Raw genomic sequence first — 22,011 nt, 5'->3', positions numbered from 1 at the left:
CGCCACGCGCCCTGACGGGCTAGGATCGATGATCCGTCAGGGGTTACTGAAGATGTCTGGATTCCACCGCACCGCGCTGGCCGTGGTTGTCGCCTCGCTCATCGCGACGGGCGTGCATGCCGCCGACGCCGAACAGGCCCGCTGGCAACGCGAAGCCGCCGCCACCTCGATCACCCGCGACGACTGGGGCATCGCCCATGTGCACGGCAAGACCGATGCCGATGCGGTCTTCGGCATGGCCTACGCGCAGGCTGAGGACGACTTCAACCGGGTCGAAACGAATTACCTTGTATCGCTGGGCCGCCTGGCCGAGGTCGAAGGCGAATCGGCAATCTGGAAAGACCTGCGGCAAAAGCTCTTCATCGACGATACGCAGCTGAAGGCCATGTACGCGCGCAGCCCGTCGTGGCTGAAGGCGCTGATGGAAAGCTGGGCCGATGGTCTGAACTTCTACCTCGCCAGCCACCCGGACGTGCACCCGCGTGTCATCACCCATTTCGAGCCGTGGATGGCGCTGAGCTTCTCGGAAGGCAGCATTGGCGGCGACATCGAGCGCGTATCGACGAAGGATCTGCAGGCGTTCTACGGTAAGGATCCGGTGGGCGCGCTCGCGCAGGTCACGCCGCCGTCGAGCTGGTGGGAGCCTACGGGTTCCAATGGCATCGCCATCGCACCGAAGCTCACCGCCGATGGCCACGCGCTGTTGCTCATCAACCCGCACACCTCGTTCTTCTTCCGCTCCGAACTGCAGATGTCGAGCGACCAGGGCCTGGACGCGTACGGGGCGGTGACCTGGGGCCAGTTCTTCATCTACCAGGGCTTCAACAAGCACATCGGCTGGATGCATACGTCCTCTGGTATCGACGTGGTGGACGAGTTCGCCGAAACCATCGTGAAGCAGGGCGACAAGCTCACCTACCGCTATGGAAAGGCGACTCGGCCGGTGAGCACGCGCGAGATCGTGGTGAAAGTGAAAGGGCAGGGCGATCGCCACTTCACGACTTACGCGACGCACCACGGCCCGATCGTGCGCACGCAGGGCGATAAGTGGATCGCCTTCGCGCTGATGAACAAGCCGCTGGACGCTTTGCAGCAGAGCTGGCTGCGTACGAAGGCGAACGACTATGCGGCGTACATGAAGGTCGCCGAGCTGAAGGCGAACTCCTCGAACAACACCATCTACGCGGACGACAAGGGCAATATCGCGTACCTGCATCCGCAGTTCATCCCGAAACGCGATGATCGCTTCGACTACACGAAGCCGGTGGACGGGAGCGATCCGGCCACGGACTGGCAAACGCTGCTCCCGCTCGACAAAGCGCCGCGCCTGTTCAACCCGAATACGGGCTGGATCTTCAACACCAACGACTGGCCGTACTCCGCGGCCGGCCCGGATAGCCCGAAGCAGGCGGATTTCCCGAAATACATGGATTCCGTGGGCGAAAACCCCCGTGGCATCCACGCCACGCGCGTGCTCACCGGGCAGAAGGATTTCACCCAGGCGTCGTTGCTCGCCGCCGCGTTCGACTCGTATCTCCCTGCCTTCGAACGTCAGTTGCCCGTGCTTATCAGGGACTACGACGCGCTACCCGACAGCGACCCGCTCAAGGAAAAGCTGCGTGGCCCTGTCGGCCTGCTGCGCGCGTGGGACTACCGCTGGGGCATCGCTTCCATGCCGACCACGCTTGCCGTGTTCTGGGGCGACACCCTCTGGGACAAGGTCAGCAAGGACGATACCCAGGAAGGCCTGAGCATCTACGACGTGATGGCCGAGAAGGCCGGACCGCAGGCGCGCCTGCAGGCGCTTGCCGATGCCGTGGACCGTCTGGAGAGGGACTTTGGTAGCTGGGGTGTGCCGTGGGGCGAGGTCAACCGCTACCAGCGCAACGATGCCGCGATCGCGCAGGTGTTCGACGATGCGAAGCCGAGCCTCCCGGTGCCGTTCACCTCATCGCGCTGGGGTTCGCTCGCCTCGTTCGGCGCGCACCGCTGGCCGGGCACGAAGCGTTACTACGGCACCAGTGGCAACAGCTTTGTCGCCGTCGTGGAGTTTGGGCCGAAGGTGAGCGCACGTGCCATCACGGCGGGCGGTGAAAGCGGTAACCCCGCATCGAAACACTTCAACGACGAAGCCGAGCGCTACACCACCGGCAACCTGCGCAAGGTGTACTTCTGGCCCGACGACCTGAAGGGCCACGTGGAACGCGAATACCACCCGGGTGACAAGGACCCCATGCCATGAAGAAGACCCTGCTTGCCCTTGCCATGGGCCTCGCGCTGAGCGTGGCCGCGCATGCCGACGATATGCCGAAGCCCGCCGACCACCCGGTACTGCTCAAGGCCGATCGGGTGTTCGATGCGCGCGACGAACAGGTGCACAGTGGCTGGGTAGTGCTCGTACAGGGCGACAAGATCGCCGCTGTAGGCCCGGAGAACCAGGTGGCCGCGCCGGCGGGCACCGAGACGCTCACGTTTCCGGGCATGACGCTGCTGCCGGGCCTGATCGATGCCCACTCGCACATCTTCCTGCACCCGTACAACGAGACGCTCTGGAACGACCAGGTGCTGAAGGAGACGCTCGCGTTCCGCACCGTGGAAGCGGTGAAACATGCGCGCGATACATTGATGTCGGGCTACACGGCTCTGCGCGACCTCGGCACGGAAGGCGCCGGCTACGCTGACGTGGACGTGCAGAAGGCCATTGACAAGGGGCTCATCCCCGGTCCGCACCTGTTCGTCGCCACGCGTGCCACGGTCGCCGCGCATTGCTATGGACCGGGACCGCTTGGCTTCCGCGACGACATGGATCTGCCGCAGGGTGCGATCCCCGTGAGCGGCGTGGCGCAAATGACTGATGCCGTGCGCGACCAGGCCGCGCACGGCGCCGACTGGATCAAGCTGTATGCGGATTACCACTGCGGCAAGGCCAAGGGCTCATCGCCCACGCTGACCCAGGACGAATTGAATGTGGCCGTGGAGGTCGCGCATTCGCTGAACCTGCCGGTGGCCGTGCACTCGAGCACGGCCGAAGGCATGCGCCGCTCGGTGATGGCAGGCGTCGATACCATCGAACACGGCTACGACGGCACACCCGAAGTCTTTGCGTTGATGAAGAAGCACAACGTGGCCTACATGCCGACGCTGGAGGCCAGTGCCGCGTACGCCGAATACTTCGGCGGCTGGAAGCCGGGCGCCGCGCCGACCGAGTCGATGCAGACCTCCGCGACGGCGTTCAAGCGGGCGCTGGCCGCCGGCGTCACCATCGGTGCGGGTAGTGACGTGGGCGTCTTCCCCCACGGCACGAATTACAAAGAACTGGAGTGGATGGTCCGCGACGGCATGACGCCGGTCAAAGCCCTGCTCGCCGCGACGGCGGTAGATGCGAAAGTCCTTCGCCAGCAAGACCACATCGGCCAGCTCAAAGCCGGCCTGGATGCCGACATCATCGCCGTGCCAGGCGATCCCACGAAGGATATCTCGGTGCTGTCGAACGTCCCCTTCGTGATGAAAGGCGGCGCCATCTACAAGAAACCCTAGCGCGCTGCTGCAAGGACGGTGTTAGCAGGTCGGTGGGTTACGGCATACTGCTTCGTACAAGGAAAGGGGGAAGGAACCATGAGCGAGACGAACGAGTGGTGGCTCGGGCGCGGGTCGGCGCCAGCCGGGCCGTATGCCGAGACGCAGATCCTGGCATGGCTGGCGGATGGCACGGCCACGCCGGACGACCTGGCATGGCGTGAAGGCATGCCCGAATGGCGATCGTTGCGTGAGCTGTTTCCCGAGGCGGCGGCATCAGCGCCGCCGTTTTCAGCACCACCAACGGCACAGACGGCCGACCTGGCCATACCCCCGCCGACCGGTCCACACTGGCTCTGGCTCGTGCTGATCACCGTGGTGACCTTTGGCATCGGGATGTGGATCTGGTCCTTCGTCCAGGCCAGTTGGGTGAAACGCATCGACCCGCGCAACCGTTCGGGTGGCTGGCTGCTGGCGGCTATCGGATGCATCGCGGTGGACTTCTTCCTGCGGTTGCCCATGACCATGGCAAATGCCCCTTCGGGAACGACCCACGTGTTGGGGCTTCTGACCATCGCGATCAAACTGAGCCAGCTCGTGTTCTTCTACATCGCCGTGTTCTCGATGTCGGAATCGATGCGCCGCGTGCTGCCGAAACACGACCTGAGTCCGGAGATCGGCGGGATCACCCTGTTCTTTTTCAGCACGTTCTACCTGCAGGCGCAGATGAACTGGGTGGATCGCGCCCTGCAAGGGGGCAGTCGCGAGAGCGATGTATCGAAGCTCGCGGTGTGGGCCGTCGGTGTGCCGTTGACCGTGGCCAGCTTCCTTGTTCTGGTAGCGCTCCATGCCATCCACGTCTAGCCGGGCTAAAGGCTGTTGTAGGAGCGCGCAAGCGCGCTCCTACAAGAGCTGGTTTTATGCCAGTTTGGCGCCGGTTTGTTGTTCGCTCAGTTCCCACAGTGCATCGGCGGCATCGGGGTCGATCGCGTAGCGGAGCACGCCGTGCATGTGGCGCAGGTCCTCCGCGGCAACCGTGGCGTCGTCGAGGATGGGCGCTACGTCGCTGTCTTCCAGATACAGGCCGCCCTTGCCGTTGAGCTTGGTTGAGGTGGCGGCCCATACACTGGTCGCCGCGCCTTGCGCCACGCTTTTCATGCCGCGTTCGATATCGACCACCGGTTTGCCCTCGTCGTCGATCGCACCGAAGTTGCGCATGTCTTCAATGCTCATGTATCGGGCGAGGTCGGTGACGATCGCACCCGGGTGCAGCGAGAATGCGCGGATGCCATCGGCCTTGCCACGCGCATCCACGCCCATGGCGAACAGGATATTCGCGGTCTTCGATTGCCCGTAGCTGAGCCACGGATCGTAGTCGCGACGCTCGAAATGCGGATCGTCGAACACGACCGGTGAGTAGCGATGGCCGCGTGACGATACCGAAACCACCCGCGCGCCGTTAGCACGACGCAGCGCCGGCCACAGGCGCACGGTGAGCTGGTAGTGGCCCAGGTGGTTGGTGGCGAACTGGCGTTCATAGCCGCGTGCATCACGCTCGAGCGGGCAGGCCATCACGCCGGCGTTGTTGATGAGGAAGTGCAGCGGTTCGCCACGGCCGACGACGGTGGCGGCAAATGCATCGATCGAGGCCGGGTCGGCCAGGTCCATGGGCAACACTTCGATACCGGCTTCGCCATCGAGCGCCTGGCGGGCTTTGGCCATATCGCGAGCCGGCACGATGACGCGGGCACCGGCATTGCGCAGCGTACGCGCCGTTTCCAGGCCGAGCCCGGCGTAGCCCCCGGTGACGACGGCGGTCTTGCCGGTGAGGTCATGGCCGGCGATCACGTCGGCGGCGGTGCTGGCGGCGTTGAATCCTGAGGGGAGGGGGGACTGCATGGGAGGCTCCTGAGTGGGTGCCTTACCAAGATAGGGGCGCCCTCCCGGACGATGAATGCTTGAAAGTACGTCATGCATGCGCAATCGTACGGGTATGGCCGATGACCCGATTACCTCGATCCTGCGCCTCGCCGAGTTCGAATCGGTGATGTCCGGCGGCTTTACCGCGGGCGGCGACTGGGCTGTGCGCTTCCCGCCGCCCGACAAGCTGAAGTTCTTTGCCGTGGCGCGTGGGCACGTTGTCATGCGTATCGATGGCGAACCGCAGGACATCCACATGGACGAAGGCGATGTCATTCTCGTGGCCGCGCCGCTTTCGTTCGTGTTGGCGAGCGATCCGGATCTTCCGGCACGCCATGCGAGCGAGTTCGAATGGCACGGACCCAGCCGTCTCGTTGCTTTCAACGAAGGTACCGAGACCCTGCAAATCGGTGGCCACGTGAGGGTGCATCCCGCGTACGAGGCCATGCTTCTGGCCGCGTTACCGCGATGGATTTACATCAAGGGCGACACCACCGAAGCGACGACCATGCGCTGGCTGATCGACCAGATGGTGAAGGAAAGCAGCGGTGCTCTCCCGGGCGCGGGTCTTGCACAGGCTCAGCTCGCGCACCTGTTGTTCGTGCAGATCCTGCGTGCGCATATGGCCAGCGGCGACCTGCTGCCGCCCGGCTGGTTGCGCGCCGTGGCTGATCCACGCCTGGCGCCGGTGCTCAAACGCGTCCACGCCGAACCTGGCCGCGACTGGCGTCTGGACGAGATGGCCCGCCTGGCCGCCATGTCGCGCACGGTCTTCGCCGAGCACTTCCGAAAGGTCTCAGGTACGGCCCCGCTCACCTACCTGACCGAGTGGCGCATGCGCCTCGCCTGCCAGGCCCTCCAGCGTGGCAGCGTACCGGTGGCAACGCTGGCTCGTGACCTGGGCTACGGTTCCGAGAGTGCCTTCAGCCATGCGTTCAAGCGTGTCGTCGGTGTCTCTCCCGCGCGTTACACGCCGTCCGCCGCCGCGCCACTCTTAGCGTGACGCACGCCGTACGGCTTCGGCATACTCGCGCTTGCAGACACGCCGGCGAGGAACAGGGGCATGGTGGACACGAACAAGATCTGGGTCGGCCGTAACGGCGAACGCTTTGGCCCGTACGACGAGGCCACGCTGCGTGCGTGGATCGCGGAAGGGAAGGTGGAAGCCACTGCGCTGGGCTGGCGCGAAGGCATGGCCGACTGGCAGCCGCTGCATGTGTTGCTGGGTATCGCCGTGCCGCCGCCGCTGGCCGGTGCGCCGTTTGGCGACATGGCTGCGGGGCATCGCAACGAACTCACGCCGCCGCCGGACTTCCACTGGGCCGGGCTGTTCGTCATCGACCTGTTCGTTGGTGGCCTGCTCGGCCTCGTCTGGCAGTTCATCCAGGCGTCGTGGATCAAGAAGATCGACCCCTCGAGCCGGGCCATGCTGTGGCTGGTGATTTCGTTGTGCATCCTGCCGGTGGCCTGGTTCCTGATGCTTGGCGTGGTGCTGAACCACTCGACTGAAGGGGCGCCCGATGCCGGTGCGATCGCGGGGGCCATGGCCTATGTGGGCATGGTGTTCCTGATGGCGCTCGCCTCCATCGTTCTGCGGTTTATCGCTTTCTTCTCCATGGCCCGGTCCATGCGTGAAAAGCTGCCTGCCTACGGACTTGTGCCGGACATTGGCAACATCACCCTGTTCTTCTTCTCCGTGTACTACCTGCAGGGGCAGATGAGTTGGGTGGCGCGCTGGCGGACCACCGGACGGGACACCCCGCCTGCGCCAAAGGCGGTTTTCTGGTGGCTCGTGCTGGGCTGGATCGGCCTGTGCATGATGTTCGCCCTCCTGGTCGGCCTGGCCATGTTCGGCCACGCGAACTAAGGCCACCCGCTACGCAAGCCCCCGCCAGCCGGGGGCTTTTTGGCCGCGAAAGCCCAGCGCAAGGCCGTCCGGCCACGATTCCGGCTACAATCCCGCTTTGCGTTTCGGGAAAGAGCCATGACCCCCCAACGAGATTCCCGCGGATGAGCGACGGCACCCTGTTCGTGGTGGCCGCCCCCTCGGGTGCGGGCAAGTCCACGCTGGTCAATGCGCTGCTCGAGCGCGAACCGCAGATCTCCCTGTCCATCTCGCACACGACGCGCCCGCCGCGCGTGGGCGAACAGTACGGCCGCCACTACTTCTTCGTGGAGCGGCCCGATTTCGAGCGCGAAATCGCCGATGGCATCTTCCTGGAGCACGCCGAGGTCCACGGCAATCTCTACGGCACCTCGCGCACCGTGGTGGAGGAAAAGCTCACCACCGGCGCCGACGTGCTGCTCGAGATCGACTGGCAGGGTGCCCGCCAGGTCCGCAAGGGCAAGTCCGATTGCGTCAGCGTGTTCATCCTGCCGCCTTCGCGCGTGGAACTTGAACGCCGCCTGCGTGGTCGAGGTTCAGACGCCCCGGACGTCATCGAACGCCGCCTGTTCAACTCCCGCGAGGAGATCGCGCACGCGCACGAGTTCGACTACATCATCGTCAACGATCGTTTCGAGGATGCGTTGGCCGACCTGCAGTCGATCGTCCGTGCCGTCCGCCTCCGCGCGAAGTGGGCGGCGAAACGCCACGAGGCACTGATCGAGGAACTGCTCGCCCCATGACCGACGACGCCATCGTCCGCGTACGCGGCCTCACCACGGTGCTCAATGGCAAGACCATCTTCGACGCGCTGGATCTCGATATCCCGCGCGGCAAGGTCACGGCCATCATGGGCCCCAGCGGTACCGGTAAAACCACGCTGCTGAAACACATCACCGGGCAGATGCGCGGCGATGCCGGCACGGTGGAAGTGGACGGCGAGAACGTGCCCCAGCTCTCGCGCGAAAAGCTCTTCGAGCTGCGCGAGCGCATCGGCTACCTGTTCCAGAACTCCGCGCTGCTCACCGATTTCGATGTGTTCGAGAACGTGGCCTTCCCGCTGCGCCAGCACACGAAGCTGCCGGAAGAACTCATCCGCAACATCGTGCTGAACAAGCTGCAGGCCGTCGGCCTGCGCGGTGCCGCACGGCTCATGCCCACCGAACTCTCGGGCGGCATGGCCCGCCGCGTGGCCCTGGCCCGTGCCATCGTGTTCGACCCGGCGCTCATCCTGTACGACGAACCGTTCGTCGGCCTGGACCCGATCGCGCTGAACCAGGTGCTGCTGCTCATCCGCACGCTCAACGAGACCCTCGGCATCACCAGCATCCTGGTGGCGCATGAGCTGGCCGCGGTGCAGAAGGTGGCCGACCACGTGTTCCTTATCGCCAACGGCAAGGTCGTCGCGCAGGGCGCGCCGAACGAGCTGGTCAACGATGGCTCGCCGTGGACGGCGCAGTTCTTCGGCGGCCAGGCCGATGGCCCCGTTCCGTTCCAGTACCCGGCAGGCGATTACGCCACGGCGCTGGGTTTCCCAGGAGGCAAGGCATGACAGCCAGGGAAGATAATGTCGTGACCCGCAGCCTGGCGCAGATCGGCGCCAGCGGCCTGTTCCTGCTCACGATCCTCGCCGCGATCCCGCGCAGCCTGAAGCATGGCCGCGAGACCATCCGGCAGATCTGGTTCGTGGGCGCGATGAGCCTCACCATCGTCATGACCTGCGGCCTGTTCGTCGGCATGGTGCTGGGCCTGCAGCTTTACGACGTGCTCTCGATCTTCGGTGGCACCTCCGCCACGGGTACCGTCGTGGCTATCGCGATCTACCGCGAGCTCGGCCCGGTGGTCACCGCACTGCTGTTCGCTGGCCGCGCGGGTACCTCGATCACGGCCGAAATCGGCCTCATGCGCGCTACCGACCAGCTCGACGCGATGGAAATGATGGCGGTCGACCCGATCGCCTATGTCGTCGCGCCGCGCTTCCTGGCTGGCGTCATCGCGCTGCCGTTGCTTGGCGTGGTGTTCTGTGCCATGGGCGTGTTCGGCGGCCACCTGGTCGGCGTCACCTGGCTGGGCATCGATAACGGCACGTTCTGGTCGAACATGACCGCGGCGGTCGATGTCCACAAGGACATCATCAATGGCGTGCTGCTCAAGTCCTTTGCCTTCGGCATCGTGGTCTCGCTGATCGCGGTGTTCCAGGGCTACACCACTCCGCCCACCAGCGAAGGCGTCGCGTACGCCACCACGCGCACGGTGGTCGCCTCGTCCATTGCCATCCTGGCGCTGGACTTCGTCCTTACCTCGTTCCTGATCTGAAGGCACGGAGGCCCGCCATGAACACCACCCTTTTCGCATCTACCTCGAGGATCGTGCCGTGACCCAGAGACGTTCCTATGCCGTCGGCACCGGCCTGTTCATCGTGCTTGGTTTCGCCGCGCTGGCCTACCTGGCCACCCAGACCACGTCCGTCGCCAACCAGCACGGCGGTTCCACGTACAACGTGGAAACCCGCTTCGCCAATGTCGGCCAGCTGAAGGTCCGTGCCCCGGTGAAGGTCGCCGGCGTGCGCGTCGGCTCCGTGTCGGCTATCGAGCTCGTCCCGGGCAAGGAAGAAGCCAAGGTCACCCTGGCCATCGACGATGCCCAGAAGGACATCCCGGACGATTCCGTGGCCACGATCTACACCAGCGGCCTGCTGGGCGACCAGTACATCGGCCTGCAGTTCGGCCACTCGAAGAACCCGGTGAAGGAGGGCGGTGAGCTCGCCTTTACCCGCCCGGCCCAGCAGCTCGAGGAGATGCTCGGCAAGTTCTTCGGCGGCGGCAGCGCCCCGGATCGCCTGGGTGGGACCTTCCATGTGACGGGCGATTTCACCAACATCGGCGGCCTCCAGGCTGGCGCGGCGGTGAAAATGGCCGGTGTGCCGATCGGCAGCGTGGAATCCGTGGTGGTCAAACCGGGTGCGGTCGAGGCCACGGTGACCCTTGCGATCGACAAGCGCTACTCCCAGATACCTGATGACTCGGCCGCTGCGGTGTTCACAAGCGGTTTGATCGGTAGCCAGTATGTTGCGATCCAGCCCGGCGGGTCGCCGGAATACCTGGCGGATGGCGATCAGCTCGTGCTGACGCAGTCCGCGCTGCAGCTGGAAGACCTGATCGGCAAGTTCCTTGTGAACGGCTCGCCGAGTTCAAACAACGGCAACGCCCAGGGCAATGGCCAGGGCGGCGCCCAACCCGATAACGCCGGCAAGAAGTAAGCCGGGCCAGGAGATACCTGCATGTTGCGTCAGCTTTCCCTCGCCATCGCCCTTGCCGTCGGCACGGTCGCGGCCGCCCCCGTGTTCGCCCAGGATGCCGCCCCGGCGGCTGCCACCCAGGGCCAGTCGCCCCAGCAGGTCGTCCAGCAGATCTCCGATGACCTTTCCAAGGCCATCGAAGGCCACCAGGCTGAGTTGAAGAACGACAAGGAAAAGCTGATCGCCGTTATCGACGACACCTTCCTGCCGCACTTCGATATCGATTACGCGTCCATCCTCGTGCTGGGCCAGAACGCCACCAAGGCTTCGCCGCAGCAGCGCGAGCGCTTTGCGAAGGCGTTCTACAACTCGATCACCCACCGCTATGCGGAAGGCCTGCTCAACTACACCCGCGGCCGCGTGAAGGTGCTCCCGTTCTCGGGCGACCTGAACAACAAGCGCACCGTGGTGCGTACCCAGGTCATGCTGGATGACGGCAAGTCGGTGTCGGTCGACTATGCGTTCCGCAAGAGCGCGAGCGGCGACTGGAAGGCGTATGACGTGATCATCGAGGGTATCTCGTACATCACGAACTACCGCAACCAGGTCGATGCCGAGATCAAGAAGGAAGGCCTGGACAAGCTCACGGCCGATCTGGAGCAGAAGGGCTCGGCGGCTATCGACGAGATGAAGAAGGACACCGGCGGCGGCCAGGCGGCCGGCGGCAAGTGATCCAGTCGGCGTCGTATCAGCTGGCCGACGCACCGGAGGCCCTCGCGGTCTCCGGTGCGTTGACGTTCGCGACGGCGGCGTCGGCGCTGGAGGCGGGCCGCGCGGCGCTCGAGCGCGGCAACCAGTCGACGCTGGACCTGTCCGGCGTGACCCAGGCCGATAGCGCAGGCCTGGCCACGGTGTTGGCGTTGTTGGCGCACGCGCGCCAGAAAGGCCGCGACCTGAAGGTCACCAACGTCCCCCAAGGCCTCGAAGCCCTGGCCCGCGTCTCGGGCGTCAGCTCGCTGATCTAACCCGCCGTTGTAGGAGCGCGCTTGCGCGCGATGCCCTGCGCGAAAAACCCGGCCACGTTGCCGGGTTTTTTGTGGCTGCCCGATAAGGCTCGCCTTCGGCATCGCGTTGGGCTGGCTCGGCCTTTGGCCATCGCGGTAGCGCTCGGACGTCTCCGGGAAGAGCCCTCGGCGCCCACCCTCGCTGCTCAGACAGGTCCTCGTCGTTCGAAAGGGATGCCCCTCCGGGGCCATGTATTTGATTGGCCTACGGCCGCGAACCGGTCGCCGGGCGGGGGTTTGAAACTCGCCATCCTGGCTCGGTTTCAAACGAGCGGCCATCCATGGCCGCTCCCGCCTTCGGCGGCTGTTCCCGCCCGTCGCCCTCGCCTGCGAAACTCGCCTCGAGGGTGGGCGCCGAGGACTCTCCGAGTCACTGAGGTTTCGTGAGAGGAGAGCCGGCAACGGGGCCGTCGCGGCCGGCCTTATCGCCCGAGGTTCAAACGCACCGACGTGCCCGCGACGTTCCTGTAGGAGCCCACCCTGTGGGCGACGCCGTTCGCGGCAAACTCCGGATCTTGCGGCGTTTGGCCCCTGATCGATCATGCCGTGCGACAGGGCCTGAGCACTGAGGCGAAAGATGTCGCCCACAGGGTGGGCTCCTACGGGCGGGTGTTTCGGCTGTTTGTCAGGTGCGGGACGCCGCCAGGTCAGGCGTGCTGGCGGCGGTGGCTTTCGCACCGAGCAACCTCAGTGTGTCCGAGAGTCCTTGGCGCCCACCCTCGAGGCGAGTTGTCGGAGACGAGGTGGGCGGACGGGAACAGCCGCCGCAGGCGGGGCCGGCCATGGATGGCCGGTCGTTTGAAACCGAGCCAGGGAAGGCGAGTTTCAAACCCCCGTCCGCGCGCCGGTTCGCGGCCGTAGGCCAATCAAATACATGGCCCCGGAGGGGCATCCCCTTCGAACGTTGGAGACTTGTCTGAGCAGCGAGGGTGGGCGCCAAGGGCTCTTTCCGGAAACGTCCGAGCGCTAAGGCGATGGCGAAGCCGAGCTCCGCGAAGCCGAAGGCGAGCCCTATCGAGCCGCCAAAAACAAAAAAGCCCGGCCGGAGCCGGGCTTTTCGAGGGGGTCAGTCCGGGTTCTGCCCGTTCTGCTTCTCCCAGGAATGCTGCTCCTTCAGGAGCTCATCCGGGTCGAAATCCTTGCTATCGCCCACGCCCTGCATCTTCTCGATCACATCCTCCGGCGGATTACCGTCGTAGATCTGATAGAGACGCTGCTGGCGATACGCATCACGCATGAACACATACGGATCGTAAGCCGACGCCAGGAAGCTCTCCGCATCGATCGCACGCGCACGCAACGTCACCAGGTACAGCGCCGACGGCACGTAGTACTCACCATGGTGGAAATCGTGGTTACGCGACAGATAGCTCAGCGGATCGAAGAAATAGCTATCCACCGGCAGCTTCCAGACATCGCGGACCGTGGTCGGGCCCACGAAGGGCAGGACCAGGTACTCGCCCTCAGGCACGCCCCAACGAGCCAGGGTCACGCCAAAGTCGCTGTCGTACAGCGGCATGCCCAGCATGCTCGCCGGATCCTTGAAGCCCAGGAAACCGATGCCCAGGTTCACGATAAAGCGGCCCGTGGTCACCGCCGCCTGGCCCGGACGGCCCTGGAGCAGCTGGTTACCAATGGTGATCGGCAGGCGGATATTGGTATAGAAATCGCTCACCGCCGTGCGCACGCCCGGGGTGGTGACATTGCGGTAGCCCACGGCCACCGGGCGGATGATCGCCTTGTCCAGCTTGTCGTTGAACGCATAAACCTTGCGGTTCATGTGCTCGTTCGGGTCGTCCGTACGGGGCGGCGCCACATGGCAGGCGGCCAGCAGGGCCACGGCCGCCAGGCCGAGGGCATGGCGAACCAGCCGTTTGAAGTTGATCTTGGGGTCCATCGGGGTGACTCTGGGGGTGGGGCGATACTTTAGTGTACCGCTTGGTTTTATTATTTGCACTAACGCCCGTCCTGCCTGGCCCTAACCCGTCATGATACCCCCCACCCCAATGGACAGCCAATGGGCCGGGCCGCTAAACTGCACGGTCATAAGTGTCTTTGTTGTCAAGGATTTGAAATGGCCCGTATTACTGTCGAAGACTGCCTCGAGGTAGTCGACAACCGCTTTGAGCTCGTGCTCATGGCGACCAAGCGTGCTCGCCAGCTGTCCAAGGGCGCTGAACCGACCCTCGATCCGGGCAGCGACAAGCCGACCGTGGTCGCGCTGCGCGAGATCGCCGATCGTCGCGTCAACGAGCAGATGATCGAAGAGATCGACAAGGCCGCCCGCGAGCGCGCCGAGCGTGAAGCCCTCGAGTGGGCCGCCACGGAAGTGGACGACGACCTCTCGAAGGGCGGAGATGACTGATGACGTCGGGTCCCTGTCGACCCTGCGTTCATCTGCTCACTGCGCACGTTGTTGAAGCGCGGCTCCTGAGGCCGCGCGTGGGAGGCCAGGCCGCCTGATTCCAGGCGCGAGGCATCCCATGGAAGTCATCCCTGCGAAAAAACTGACCGACGTCTCCGACGACACTCCGGTGCCCGCCTATGTGCAGGCGCTGGAAGAGCGCGTGGGTGCGTACCTGCCGAAAGAACAGGTGCTGCGTATCCGCCGTGCCTTCCTGGTGGGTGCGCTCGCGCACGAAGGCCAGACGCGTAAATCCGGCGAGCCGTACATCACGCACCCGGTCGCGGTCGCGCAGGTGCTTGCCGAGCTTGGCCTGGATGCCGAGACCATCATCGCCGCGATCCTCCACGATACGCTCGAGGACACCCAGCTCAGCCGCGAGGAGCTCGCCGGCGCGTTCGGTGAAACCGTGGCCGAGCTGGTCGATGGCGTCACCAAGCTCGACAAGATGCGTTTCTCCAGCCGTGCGGAAGCGGATGCCGAAAGCTTCCGCAAAATGCTGCTGGCCATGGCGCGCGACCTGCGTGTCATCCTCATCAAGCTTTCCGACCGCCTGCACAACATGCGCACGCTCGGGGCGAAGGATGGTTCTTCCCGCCGCCGCATCGCGCGCGAAACGCTGGAGATCTACGCGCCGATCGCGCAGCGCCTGGGCATGAACAAGTTCAAGGCGGAGCTGCAGGATCTCGGCTTCAAGGCCCTGTATCCCGACCGCCACCGGATCATCGGCGAGCGCATCCGCGCCGCGCTGGGCAACCGCCGCGAAGCCATGGCCAAGATCGAGATGGCGCTCGAGGGCCGTCTTGCCGCGGATAAGATCCCCGGCCGTGCGGTGAGCCGGATCAAGAGCCCGTGGAGCATCTATTCGAAGATGCGCAACGAACATAAGTCGTTCGCGCAGCTCATGGATGTCTACGGCTTCCGCGTCGTCACCGATACGGCCATGCATTGCTACATGGCGCTGGGCGCCGTGCACGGCCTGTACAAGCCGGTGGACGCGCGCTTCAAGGATTTCATCGCCATTCCCAAGGGCAATGGCTACCAGTCGTTGCATACCGTGCTGCTCGGGCCGTTCGGCGCCCCCATCGAGATCCAGATCCGTACCTCGGAGATGGAATCGGTGGCCGAGCGCGGTGTCGCTGCGCACTGGGCGTACAAGACCGATTCGGGTCCGGCGAACAACGCGCAGCTCCGTGCGCGCGAGTGGATTTCGGCGCTGGCCGATAGCCAGGCCAGCACGCCGTCGGCCGCCGAGTTCCTGGAAAACGTCAAGATCGACCTGTTCCCGGACGAGGTCTATCTGTTCACGCCGCGCGGGGATATTTTCTCGTTGCCGCGCAACGCCACCGCGCTGGATTTCGCGTACGCCGTGCATACCGACGTGGGCGACCATGCCGTGGCCGCGCGCGTCGACAAGAAGCTCGTGCCGTTGCGTACCCGCCTGGTCTCCGGCCAGGTGGTCGAGGTGATCACCGCGCCTTCCGCCGTGCCGAACCCGGCGTGGCTGGAAGCGGTGGTCACGGGCAAGGCGCGTACGGCGATCCGCCAGTACCTGAAGCACCTGCAGCACGAGGATGCGGTCGATTTCGGCCACCGCATGCTCGATCGCGCGCTCGATGCCCGTGGCCTCAGTCTCGATGCCATCCCGCCGGCCGTGCTCGATCGCTTCCTCGACGAAGCCAAGTTCAAGCGTCTCGAAGAACTGCTGTCCGAGATTGCGCTGGGCAATCGTTTCGCGGACCAGGTCGCCAACCAGCTCGTCGGCGTCATGGGCCCGCGCGAGTCGCAGCCAGAGGCCACGGTCGAGCATTCGGTCGAGAAGATCCGCATCAGCGGCGCCGAGCGTGGCGTGCTCAGCTTCGGTAACTGCTGCCACCCGCTGCCTGGCGACGAGATCATCGGTTTCCTGTCGTCGGGCAAGGGCATCGTCGTGCATCGGGTGGAATGCCCGAACGTGGCGGAGTTCCGCAAGACGCCGGAACGCATCGTCGCCATCGAGTGGGATCGCGATGTCAGCGGCGACTACCGTGCCGAGCTGCGTATCGAAGTGCTCAACCGCCCGGGCGTCCTTGCGACGGTCGCCGCGGCGATCGCCGATGCGGGCTCGAACATCGAGAACGTCGAATACATCGAGCGCGACAGCACGGCAGCCACGCTGCTCTTCGCCATCGAGGTAAAGGGCCGCAAGCACCTGGCCGACGTGATGCGCCGCGTCCGCCGCACCGGCGTCGTCAGCGGCGTCTACCGCCACCCCCTCTGACCCACGCGCCGACATCCCCCCGCTCCTCGTAGGAGCCCACCCTGTGGGCGACGCCGTTCGCGACAGACCTCGGATCTTGCAGCGTCTGGCTCTTGATCGATCGTCTTGTAGGAGCCCACCCTGTGGGCGACATCTTTCGCCTCGACGCTACAGGCCCTGTGGCGCTATCGCGAACGGCGTCGCCCACAGGGTGGGCTCCTACCGGTATCGCGAAAGATGTCGCCCACAGGGTGGGCTCCTACTAGACTCTCTGGATTACATAGAGAGGATCGCGCATGACCCGCAGCATTATTGCTACCGACAAGGCGCCGGCGGCCATCGGCCCGTATTCGCAGGGCGTCCGTGCTGGCAACACCGTGTATTTCTCGGGCCAGATTCCGCTCGACCCGGCCACCGGCAACCTCGTGGAAGGCGATATCACCGCGCAGACGCGCCGCGTGTTCGATAACCTCACGGCCGTGGCCGAAGCCGCGGGCGGCAAGCTGTCGGATATCGTCCGCGTCGGCATCTACGTGACCGATCTTGGTAACTTTGCCGCCGTGAACGCGGTGATGGCCGAGTACTTCCAGCAGCCGTACCCGGCGCGTTCCACCATCGAGGTCTCGGGCTTGCCGAAGGCCGCCCAGGTGGAAGTGGACGCGATCCTCGTCCTGCCGTAACCGCAAGGCCGCCGCCATTCCCGTGGCCCGTAGCACTCGCACACCATCCGTCGCGCCACCCGCGGCGGATCCCGGTCGCGCGCCGCTGACCACGCTTGGCGGCGTGGGGCCGGCGCTGGCCGAGACGCTGGCGAAGCTCGGCCTGCGCCAGGTGCAGGACCTCTGGTTCCACCTGCCGCTACGCTACGAAGACCGCACCACGGTGGTTCCCATCGGCGAGTTGCGCCCCGGTACGCACGTGCAGGTGGAAGGCACCGTGGATTTCGTCGAGCGCGGGTTTCGTTTTCGCCCGCAGCTCAAGGTCATCATCAGCGATGAATCCGGGCGTGCATTGCTGCTGCGCTTCTTCCACTTCCGTAAATCGCAGGTGGATCAGCTGCAGAAAGGCACGCGCCTGCTCTGCTTCGGCGAGGTGCGCCAGGGGCCGCAAGGCCTGGAGATGGTGCACCCGCAATACCAGCGCCTCGAGAGCGACGACGCGGTGGTGGTCGACGAGCGCCTGACGCCGGTTTACCCGACCACCGAAGGCCTTGGCCCGCGCCGCCTCGCCAGTGTGATCGCGAAGGCGCTGCACCACCTGCCCGGCGATGACCGGCTGGAACTGATACCGGAAGAGGTTGGCCGTCCGCTCGGGCTCACATCGCTGCGCGATGCGTTGCTCTACGTGCACCGCCCACCGCCGGATGTCGATCTTCGCCAGCTCGAAGAGGGTGGCCACCCGGCGCAGAAGCGCCTGGCATTCGAAGAATTGCTGACCCAGCACCTCACGCTGCGGCGCATGCGTGCGGCGGTGAAGAAGCGCAAGGCGCCTGCGCTGAAGAGTGCCGGTACGTTGCGTGAGCGCATGCTTGAAGCGCTGCCCTTCGCGCTGACGAAAGCACAGGCGCGCGTGGCGGCTGAAGTCGGGCGCGATCTGACCCGCGCACACCCCATGCTCCGCCTCGTCCAGGGCGATGTCGGCAGCGGTAAGACGGTGGTGGCGGCGCTGGCCGCGCTGACCGCGGTGGAAGCCGGTTTCCAGGTCGCGCTCGTCGCGCCGACGGAACTGCTCGCGGAGCAGCACCTGCGCAACTTCCGCGCCTGGCTCGAGCCACTGGGCCTCCACGTGGAATGGCTGGCGGGCAAGGTGCAGGGCAGGGCGCGCAAGAGCGCGCTTGCGCACGCGGCGGAAGGCACGGCGCACGTGGTGGTCGGCACGCACGCCTTGATGCAGGAAGGCGTCGTGTTCCAGAACCTCGGCCTGGTTATCGTCGACGAGCAGCACCGCTTTGGCGTGCACCAGCGACTGGCTCTGCGCGACAAGGGCGCCAGTGGTGAGCTTATTCCGCACCAGCTCGTGCTCACCGCCACGCCGATCCCGCGCACGCTCGCGATGAGCGCCTACGCGGACCTCGATGTCTCGTCCATCGATGAATTGCCGCCGGGCCGCACGCCGGTACAGACCGTGGCGCTTTCCAACGAGCGTCGCTACGACGTTATGGAGCGCATCCATGGGGCCTGCATGGAAGGGCGTCAGGTGTACTGGGTGTGCACACTGATCGAAGAGAACGAGCAGATGAACGCGCAGGCGGCTGAAGTGGCCCATGCGGAGCTCGCTGCTGGCTTGCCGGACCTCAACGTCGGCCTGATCCACGGGCGCATGAAGCCCAAGGAAAAGCAGGCGGTGATGGATGCGTTCAAGGCCGGCGAGATCGCCGTGCTGGTCGCGACCACCGTGATCGAGGTGGGCGTGGATGTGCCCAACGCCAGCCTCATGGTGATCGAGAACAGCGAGCGGCTTGGCCTGGCCCAGTTGCATCAGTTGCGTGGGCGCGTGGGGCGTGGCTCCATCGCGTCGACCTGCGTGCTGCTGTACCAGACGCCGCTATCGCGGCTGGCGAAGGAGCGCCTGCAGGTGATGCGCGAAACCAACGATGGGTTCCGCATTGCCGAGAAGGATCTGGAATTGCGCGGCCCGGGCGAAGTGCTCGGCACGCGGCAGACCGGCCAGTTGCAGTTCCGCATCGCCGACCTCACGCGCGATGCGCACCTCATGCCGGATGTGCAGCGCGTGGCCGAGGCGATGATGCGCGACCATGCGGCACGCTGCGAGCAGCTCATCGCCCGCTGGGTCGGCGACGCCGCCCGCTACGTCGACGCCTGACCGATCACGGTAGGAGCCCACCCTGCGGGCGACATCTTTCGCGACACCGGTAGGTAGGAGCCCACCCTGTGGGCGACGCCGTTCGCGATAGCGCCACAGGGCCAGTGGCGTCGAGGCGAAAGATGTCGCCCACAGGGTGGGCTCCTACGATGTGGGGCCCGCGCCCAGGTGTTGGCGGACTTGCGTGGCGATGCGTTCGGTTTCGCGCAGCACCGGTTGGGTCGGTGGTGTGTCGGCGTCGATCGCGTGCAGGCGGCGGGTGGAGCGGAGCTCGGCGTGGAAGCGTTCCAGCTTCGCCGGCAGCGGGGCGGCGACCAGCGTGTGTACCGGCCGGCCCGTGGCGCAGGCTTCGGAAAGCATGTTCACCGAATCCGGCGTGACCACGAGCCGGTCGGCCCAGCCGAGCACGCCGGGGTAGGGGTTCGGATCCTCATCACCCGGTGCCCACAGGAAACCGGGCACATCGTGGAGCGCCGCGCGCACCATGGGCAGCACGGCGGTTGGGGTACGCCGCGATGCCACGGCCATCACCGAGCCACCTTCGCGCGCCTGCCGCCGCTTCACGGCCTCGAGCAGGGCGGCCAGTTCGCTCGCATCGTACGCCGCACCATGCCGCGCACCGCCCAGCAGCAGGCCGACGCGGGGGCCGGGCAGGTCGCCGAAGGGGGCGAAGGCATCACGGGCGTCGGCCAGCCAGGTGTCGTCGATCGGATTGAGCGAGCCCAGCGGGGTAAGCACGTTGTCGCCATGCAACTGGTCGTGCTTTGGCGCGACCACGAGATCCCAATGGTCGGGTGCGATGCGCGGGTCGAGGATCTGCACGGCGAGCGTGCGGCCGCCGGACCAGTCACGTACCTGGCGGGTCGCCCAGGCCGCGGCACGGCCGCACCCGATCACCAGCGCGGGCCACGGGGCTTCGAGCCGGGCGTGGCGCCGTGACAACGCCAGGCGGCCGCCGGGAAGGAGCCGTGGGGCGAACCAGGCCCACGGTGCACGCAGTTCGACTGAGAATTCCCGTATGGACGGGGTCAAGGCTTCGGCCAGGGCGAGGGCCTGCCGGCGGTTACCGGCGGCGCCATCCGTGATCACCCAGCATGAACCCGGAGGAAGGGCCGTGGCACTCACGGGGTCCCCTCACGCCGGATTGTTGTCGATTTCGACACAGTTCGTTCCTGCCAGACCGGTCCACGAGGCAGGCTGTGCCCCTTACACTGTTGGAATGCCGGCACGACCGGCGCCCGTTCACTGTACAAGGAATCCCATGAGCGCTCCGCTGTCCGATGCAACGCTTGACCAGTTGTTCCGCCACGCCCGCACCTTCAACGCCTGGCAGGACAAGGAAGTAACCGATGCACAGCTCAAGGAGCTCTACGATCTGGTGAAGATGGGCCCCACGTCGGCCAACTCCTCGCCGATGCGCGTGGTGTTCATCAAGTCGCAGGACGCCAAGGCCCGCCTGAAGCCGTTCCTTTCCGAGAACAATGCCGGCAAGACCATGAGCGCCCCGGTCACGGCCATCGTCGCCACGGACTTCGCCTTCTACGACCACCTGCCGAAGCTGTTCCCGCACGCCCCGGCGCGTGACTGGTTCGTCGGCAACGATGCGCTGGTGGAGGCCACCGGCTTCCGCAACAGCTCGCTCCAGGGTGCCTACCTGATCATGGCGGCCCGCTCGCTCGGCCTCGACTGCGGTCCCATGTCGGGCTACGACCAGGCTGGCCTGGATGCCGAGTTCTTCGCCGGCACGCACATCAAGTCGAACTTCCTGGTGAACATCGGCTACGGCGATGCCAACACCAACCTGTTCGGCCGCCTGCCGCGTTTCGATTTCGACGAAGTCGCCCAGATCCTCTGACCTTTTCCCGCGGTGACCTCGTGGTCCCGCTGTCCACTGGCAGTACCCACCCCACTGCAGGAGTTTTACCGATGCGCGCTCTCCGTTACGTTGCCCTTGCGGGCCTGCTCGCCGCCGCTGGCGCCGCCAACGCTGCCCCGGTCACCTACAAGCTCGACCCGGGCCACACCATGGTCCTGTTCAGCTGGAACCACTTCGGCTTCTCGAACCCCACCGCCAACCTCGGCCAGGTCGATGGCACGCTCGTTTACGACGAAGCCGCCCCGACCAAGTCGACCGTTGAAGTGACCCTGCCGCTCTCCGGCCTCGACACCTTCGTGCCGAAGCTCGACGAGCACCTGAAGTCGGCCGACTTCCTCGACGCCGCCAAGTACCCGACCGTGACCTTCAAGAGCACCAAGGTCACCGCCGCGGGCAAGGGCAAGCTGAAGGTCACCGGTGACCTGACCGTGCACGGCGTGACCAAGCCGGTCACCCTCGACGCCACCCTGAACAAGGTCGGCCCGCACCCGATGATGAAGGTGCAGACCGTCGGCTTCGACGCCACCGCCACGATCAAGCGTTCCGACTTCGGCGTGGGCGCCTACGTCCCGAACGTCTCGGACGAGATCAAGATCCACATCACCACCGAAGCGCACGACGCCTCGGCAAAATAAGCCGCACCGCGGCTTATTTGTAGGAGCGTACCCTGTGCGCGACGCCTCTCGCGACAGGCCACCCGATCCTGTGGCCTTGACGCGAAAGATGTCGCCCACAGGGTGGGCTCCTACCTGTGTGTCCAAAGGGCCCGCGCGAGCGGGCCCTTTTTGCTACCATCGCGTTTATCCCCGGTTTCAACGCATCGCCCGGAGTTTCACATGCACCCGAATCCCGCGGCTGCGCCGCTCATCCCGGCGAATGCCGAAAACCGCTACGAAGTGACCCGCCACGATCTTCCGCTGTCGTGCCCGATGCCGGGCATGTTCCTGTGGAACTCGCACCCCAAGGTGTACCTGCCCATCGAAGACGAGGGCGGCACCTCCAAGTGCTCGTATTGTGGTGCCACCTACGTACTGAAAGACTGACCG

The 22,011-nt window shown here is 65.5% G+C and carries 21 protein-coding genes; 18 read left to right on the top strand and 3 right to left on the bottom strand.

Translation table 11 applies throughout. The features are described from left to right. The first annotated feature begins 52 nt into the window (after positions 1-52). The 3 genes from L2Y96_RS19865 (at position 53) to L2Y96_RS19855 (ending at position 4,380) form a co-directional block, all read left to right on the top strand. A complete protein-coding gene (locus L2Y96_RS19865; RefSeq protein WP_247329708.1) occupies positions 53-2,242 on the top strand; it encodes a penicillin acylase family protein in 2,190 nt (729 codons plus the stop codon). After that, positions 2,239-3,537 (top strand): amidohydrolase family protein, encoded by a 1,299-nt coding sequence (locus L2Y96_RS19860; RefSeq protein ID WP_247329705.1) that lies wholly within the window; start codon positions 2,239-2,241, stop codon positions 3,535-3,537. The genes L2Y96_RS19865 and L2Y96_RS19860 overlap by 4 nt, the downstream gene beginning before the upstream one ends. A 78-nt stretch (positions 3,538-3,615) precedes the next feature. Next, the gene (locus L2Y96_RS19855; RefSeq protein ID WP_247329702.1) at positions 3,616-4,380 is read left to right on the top strand and encodes a DUF4339 domain-containing protein; all 765 of its coding nucleotides are present in this window, start codon (positions 3,616-3,618) and stop codon (positions 4,378-4,380) included. A gap of 54 nt (positions 4,381-4,434) precedes the next feature. Here L2Y96_RS19855 and L2Y96_RS19850 read toward each other — a convergent pair whose 3' ends face one another. After that, positions 4,435-5,415: an oxidoreductase gene (locus L2Y96_RS19850; protein ID WP_247329699.1), complete on the bottom strand. Its 981-nt coding sequence runs from the start codon at positions 5,413-5,415 to the stop codon at positions 4,435-4,437. A 76-nt stretch (positions 5,416-5,491) separates the two neighbouring features. On the opposite strand from L2Y96_RS19850, the gene L2Y96_RS19845 reads away from it, so the two are divergent. From L2Y96_RS19845 to L2Y96_RS19810, 8 genes are all read left to right on the top strand, one after another. Beyond that, the gene (locus L2Y96_RS19845; RefSeq protein ID WP_247329696.1) at positions 5,492-6,439 is read left to right on the top strand and encodes an AraC family transcriptional regulator; all 948 of its coding nucleotides are present in this window, start codon (positions 5,492-5,494) and stop codon (positions 6,437-6,439) included. 60 nt (positions 6,440-6,499) lie between these two features. After that, a complete protein-coding gene (locus L2Y96_RS19840) occupies positions 6,500-7,303 on the top strand; it encodes a DUF4339 domain-containing protein (protein WP_247329693.1) in 804 nt (267 codons plus the stop codon). Between the two features lie 143 nt (positions 7,304-7,446). Continuing rightward, positions 7,447-8,064: a guanylate kinase gene (gmk, locus tag L2Y96_RS19835; protein ID WP_247329691.1), complete on the top strand. Its 618-nt coding sequence runs from the start codon at positions 7,447-7,449 to the stop codon at positions 8,062-8,064. After that, a complete protein-coding gene (locus L2Y96_RS19830) occupies positions 8,061-8,873 on the top strand; it encodes an ABC transporter ATP-binding protein (RefSeq protein WP_247329689.1) in 813 nt (270 codons plus the stop codon). The genes gmk and L2Y96_RS19830 overlap by 4 nt, the downstream gene beginning before the upstream one ends. Beyond that, on the top strand, positions 8,870-9,637 hold the full coding sequence (gene mlaE, locus L2Y96_RS19825) for a lipid asymmetry maintenance ABC transporter permease subunit MlaE (protein WP_247329686.1): 768 nt from the start codon (positions 8,870-8,872) through the stop codon (positions 9,635-9,637). Before L2Y96_RS19830 ends, mlaE begins: the two co-directional genes overlap by 4 nt. Before the next feature lie 58 nt (positions 9,638-9,695). After that, positions 9,696-10,580 (top strand): outer membrane lipid asymmetry maintenance protein MlaD, encoded by an 885-nt coding sequence (mlaD, locus tag L2Y96_RS19820; protein ID WP_247329683.1) that lies wholly within the window; start codon positions 9,696-9,698, stop codon positions 10,578-10,580. A 21-nt stretch (positions 10,581-10,601) separates the two neighbouring features. Next, complete coding sequence (locus L2Y96_RS19815; RefSeq protein WP_247329681.1) at positions 10,602-11,291, top strand: MlaC/ttg2D family ABC transporter substrate-binding protein; 690 nt, start codon at positions 10,602-10,604, stop codon at positions 11,289-11,291. After that, positions 11,288-11,584: an STAS domain-containing protein gene (locus L2Y96_RS19810; RefSeq protein WP_247329679.1), complete on the top strand. Its 297-nt coding sequence runs from the start codon at positions 11,288-11,290 to the stop codon at positions 11,582-11,584. Before L2Y96_RS19815 ends, L2Y96_RS19810 begins: the two co-directional genes overlap by 4 nt. 1,105 nt (positions 11,585-12,689) lie before the next feature. Here L2Y96_RS19810 and L2Y96_RS19805 read toward each other — a convergent pair. Beyond that, the gene (locus tag L2Y96_RS19805) at positions 12,690-13,520 is read right to left on the bottom strand and encodes an MlaA family lipoprotein (RefSeq protein ID WP_247329677.1); all 831 of its coding nucleotides are present in this window, start codon (positions 13,518-13,520) and stop codon (positions 12,690-12,692) included. Positions 13,521-13,697: 177 nt separating this feature from the next. Between L2Y96_RS19805 and rpoZ the strand changes: the two genes are divergently transcribed. The 4 genes from rpoZ to recG all read left to right on the top strand — a co-directional run bounded on the left by rpoZ (position 13,698) and on the right by recG (position 19,089). After that, a complete protein-coding gene (gene rpoZ / locus L2Y96_RS19800) occupies positions 13,698-13,988 on the top strand; it encodes a DNA-directed RNA polymerase subunit omega (RefSeq protein WP_247329676.1) in 291 nt (96 codons plus the stop codon). A 118-nt stretch (positions 13,989-14,106) separates the two neighbouring features. Further along, positions 14,107-16,287, top strand: coding sequence for a RelA/SpoT family protein (locus L2Y96_RS19795; RefSeq protein WP_247329674.1), 2,181 nt, complete (start codon positions 14,107-14,109; stop codon positions 16,285-16,287). A 275-nt stretch (positions 16,288-16,562) separates the two neighbouring features. Next, the gene (locus L2Y96_RS19790) at positions 16,563-16,946 is read left to right on the top strand and encodes a RidA family protein (protein WP_247329672.1); all 384 of its coding nucleotides are present in this window, start codon (positions 16,563-16,565) and stop codon (positions 16,944-16,946) included. Between the two features lie 22 nt (positions 16,947-16,968). Next, the gene (gene recG, locus L2Y96_RS19785) at positions 16,969-19,089 is read left to right on the top strand and encodes an ATP-dependent DNA helicase RecG (protein ID WP_425492455.1); all 2,121 of its coding nucleotides are present in this window, start codon (positions 16,969-16,971) and stop codon (positions 19,087-19,089) included. 144 nt (positions 19,090-19,233) lie between these two features. On the opposite strand, the gene L2Y96_RS19780 is transcribed toward recG, so the two are convergent. Beyond that, positions 19,234-20,214 carry a mitochondrial fission ELM1 family protein gene (locus tag L2Y96_RS19780; RefSeq protein ID WP_247329670.1) on the bottom strand — a complete coding sequence of 327 codons (981 nt, stop codon included), beginning with the start codon at positions 20,212-20,214 and terminating at the stop codon, positions 19,234-19,236. A 136-nt stretch (positions 20,215-20,350) separates the two neighbouring features. On the opposite strand from L2Y96_RS19780, the gene L2Y96_RS19775 reads away from it, so the two are divergent. The 3 genes from L2Y96_RS19775 to L2Y96_RS19765 all read left to right on the top strand — a co-directional run bounded on the left by L2Y96_RS19775 (position 20,351) and on the right by L2Y96_RS19765 (position 22,008). Then, entirely contained in the window at positions 20,351-20,944 is a 594-nt protein-coding gene (locus tag L2Y96_RS19775; protein ID WP_247329668.1) for a malonic semialdehyde reductase, read from the top strand. Between the two features lie 71 nt (positions 20,945-21,015). Next, positions 21,016-21,600 carry a YceI family protein gene (locus L2Y96_RS19770; RefSeq protein ID WP_247329666.1) on the top strand — a complete coding sequence of 195 codons (585 nt, stop codon included), beginning with the start codon at positions 21,016-21,018 and terminating at the stop codon, positions 21,598-21,600. Positions 21,601-21,801: 201 nt separating this feature from the next. Beyond that, on the top strand, positions 21,802-22,008 hold the full coding sequence (locus tag L2Y96_RS19765) for a zinc-finger domain-containing protein (RefSeq protein ID WP_247329664.1): 207 nt from the start codon (positions 21,802-21,804) through the stop codon (positions 22,006-22,008). Positions 22,009-22,011: the final 3 nt, after the last annotated feature.

The sequence above is a fragment of the Luteibacter aegosomaticola genome, from assembly GCF_023078475.1.
Taxonomy (GTDB): domain Bacteria; phylum Pseudomonadota; class Gammaproteobacteria; order Xanthomonadales; family Rhodanobacteraceae; genus Luteibacter; species Luteibacter aegosomaticola.
The sequence above is the reverse complement of the archived record's forward strand: the minus strand, read 5'-3'. Positions and strand labels throughout refer to the sequence as shown.